This is a genomic window from Candidatus Cloacimonadota bacterium, assembly GCA_034661015.1.
Lineage (GTDB): Bacteria > Cloacimonadota > Cloacimonadia > JGIOTU-2 > JGIOTU-2 > JAYEKN01.
Map to the genome: position 1 here is coordinate 1 of JAYEKN010000243.1, position 2,812 is coordinate 2,812.

Here is a 2,812-nt window from a genome sequence, read left to right on the forward strand (position 1 = left end):
GTTTTTAAATTAAAAGCAGAAAGGATTTTCTTGTGAAAAAGACTCCCGTTTTCCTGTTAATTATTTTTTTAATTCCCATTATTTTTTCGGCTTTATTATATGGTAATGAGAAGAAACAATTAGTTCCCATTAATTTTGAAGTGCAATGGTTTCCTCAATCTCAATTTGCCGGTTACATTATGGCTTATGAAAAAGGTTTTTATAAAAATGCAGGACTTGATGTAAAAATCATTTTTTCAAATGGGGAAGACAGCCCTCTTACTACGATGTTAGATGGGAAAATTGATTTCTGTACTGCCTGGCTTTCCCAAGCAATTCTCCTCAGGAGCAATGGGAAACCAATTGTAAATATTTGCCAAATGTTCCAAAAATCTTCGTTAATGCTCGTTAGTTTAAAAGAGAGTAATATTTCAACACCGGCGGATATGAACGGCAAATGCATCAGTAGTTGGGGTGGTGATTTTTCTATTCAACCGAACGCATTTTTTCGCAAATATCAAATAGATGCGAAGATCGTCCCCCAATCTTTTACGATTGATGCCTTTCTGGCTGGCGCTTGCGATCTAACTTCAGGCATGTATTATAATGAATATCATAAATTGTTTCAGGCTGGGATAAATGAGGATGAAGTTAACACTTTTTTTTACTCTGATTATGGACTGAATTTTCCCGAAGATGGTATCTATTGCACTGAAAATACTCTGGAATCAAAACCAGAAATTTGTCAAAAATTTGTTGCAGTTTCGCTTCAAGGCTGGGAATATGCTTTTTCGCATCAGCAGGAAACACTTGATTTGATTATGAAATATTGCAATAAATTTCATCTGCAAACGAATAGCTCTCATCAAAAGTGGATGTTAAATGCTGTTCATTCCTCAATAACTTATCAAACGGGTGAAGGTGTGGAATCATGGGGAAATTTAAAAAAAGATGATTTTTTTCTTTTGGCAAATGAATTGAAAGAGCAAAACATAATTGAGCGGATACCTAATTATAAAAATTTTTATAAGGGGCAAATAAAATGAATTCAAGTGAAAAATTCAAAATAAAAAAACCTATCAGCAGGAAATTAATTCTACGAATTTGCATTCCGTTATTAGTTGTTTATATGGCTATTTTATTTTTATTTTATTCTTCTGCAAAAAAAGATGCTCTGAAACAAACAAAAAAATATCTGATCGAACTTACCGCACATTATGCAACCGAATTAAATTCCCGTTTTATACAAATTGCGCAGGCACCAAAATCTATTGCCCAAACGATTCAAACTTTTCCCTATCCAAATTCCGCACAGATCAAATCTATTTTAAATCAAAAATTGGAATCTGATTCCACCATCTTTGGAATGGCAGTTGCTTTTGAACCATATTATTTCTCGAAATATCAAAAATTATATGCTCCTTACTCTTATAGAATGAACGGAAAAATAATATTCAAAAACTTAGAAGAAAAATTGAATTATTTCCCCAAAGACTGGTATAACATTCCGAAACTACTTGATGCATCTTATTGGGGTGAACCGTATTACGACGAGGGCGGCGGGAATATCTTGATGAACACTTTTTCCACGCCAATTTATTCCAAGGGAAAACTTGTGGGCGTTGCCACTGCGGATATGTCATTGGAATTGCTTGAAAAGAGAATGGATAATATCAAAATAATGGACGGATATACCTTTATCATCAGCAAGCACGGCACATATATTTATCATCCCAACAAAAAAGATATTATGAGCGAAAGTATATTCAGCAAAGCGGAGAAATATAATTTTCCACAAATGCGTAAATTCGGTAGAGAAATGCTCAAGGGCAAAAGCGCTGTAGAATCTTTTCCCGATCCGATAACTAATTCAAAAAAGTGGCTGGTTTACACTCCCATCAAATCAAATGGTTGGACTCTCGCAGTAGTTATTCCCGAAAAAACCATTCTGACCTCTGTCAATTCTACAATATTACGTCAGGCTTTTCTGATGCTCATCGGACTTTTAGTGATTTTGGGTGTGATTATCTGGGCATCTTTTGGAATCACAAAACCGATTGCAAAATTGGTGGTAATGGCAAAGAAAATCGCAGATGGCAATTTGGATGTTCAATTAAAAGATATTAAGGGTGAAGACGAAATACACGAGCTCGCCGTTGTTTTCAATAAAATGATCATTGACCTGAATCATTATATCAATGATCTCACAAAAGCCACTCGAGCGAAGCAAGCAGTGGAAAGTGAGTTAAAAATTGCCCGACAGATACAGGAATCGCTCCTGCCGAGAATTTTTCCAGCATTCCCAAACAGAAAGGAATTTGACCTTTATGCCCGTAATATTCCGGCAAAAGAGGTAGCCGGAGATTTCTACGATTTTTTCTTTTTAGACGATGATCATCTCGCCTTTATCATTGCAGACGTATCCGGTAAAGGTATTTCTGCAGGTTTGTTTATGGCAGTAACCAGAACACTACTCAAGACCGTTTGTCAGAAGGGTGTTGAGCCGAGTGACGCACTCGAAAGAGCGAATATTATCCTCTCCCAAGAAAATGATGCATGTATGTTCACCACTCTTTTCCTCGGAATCTACGATGTGAGAACCGGCGATTTTTCATACGCAAATGCCGGACATGATGAACCGATAATTATGCCGCCTAATAGGAATTTGCGAATAATTCCAACATTGAAAAATATTGCTTTGGGCTTATACGAATCGCATAAATTCAACCAAGAAACAGATCATTTGGATAAAGACGATATCGTTGTTCTTTACACAGACGGCGTTATAGAAGCCACTTCAAAAGAGAATGAATTATATGGGGAAGAACGCTTC

At 36.2% G+C, this 2,812-nt stretch carries 2 protein-coding genes; both read left to right on the forward strand.

Annotated elements, in window-relative coordinates; all coding sequences use genetic code 11:
* Positions 1-32 precede the first annotated feature (32 nt).
* Positions 33-1,025 (forward strand): ABC transporter substrate-binding protein, encoded by a 993-nt coding sequence (locus tag U9P79_09010; protein MEA2104760.1) that lies wholly within the window; start codon positions 33-35, stop codon positions 1,023-1,025.
* The coding region (locus U9P79_09015) for a SpoIIE family protein phosphatase (protein MEA2104761.1) at positions 1,022-2,812 on the forward strand (1,791 nt) is incomplete at its 3' end. The genes U9P79_09010 and U9P79_09015, both read left to right, overlap by 4 nt.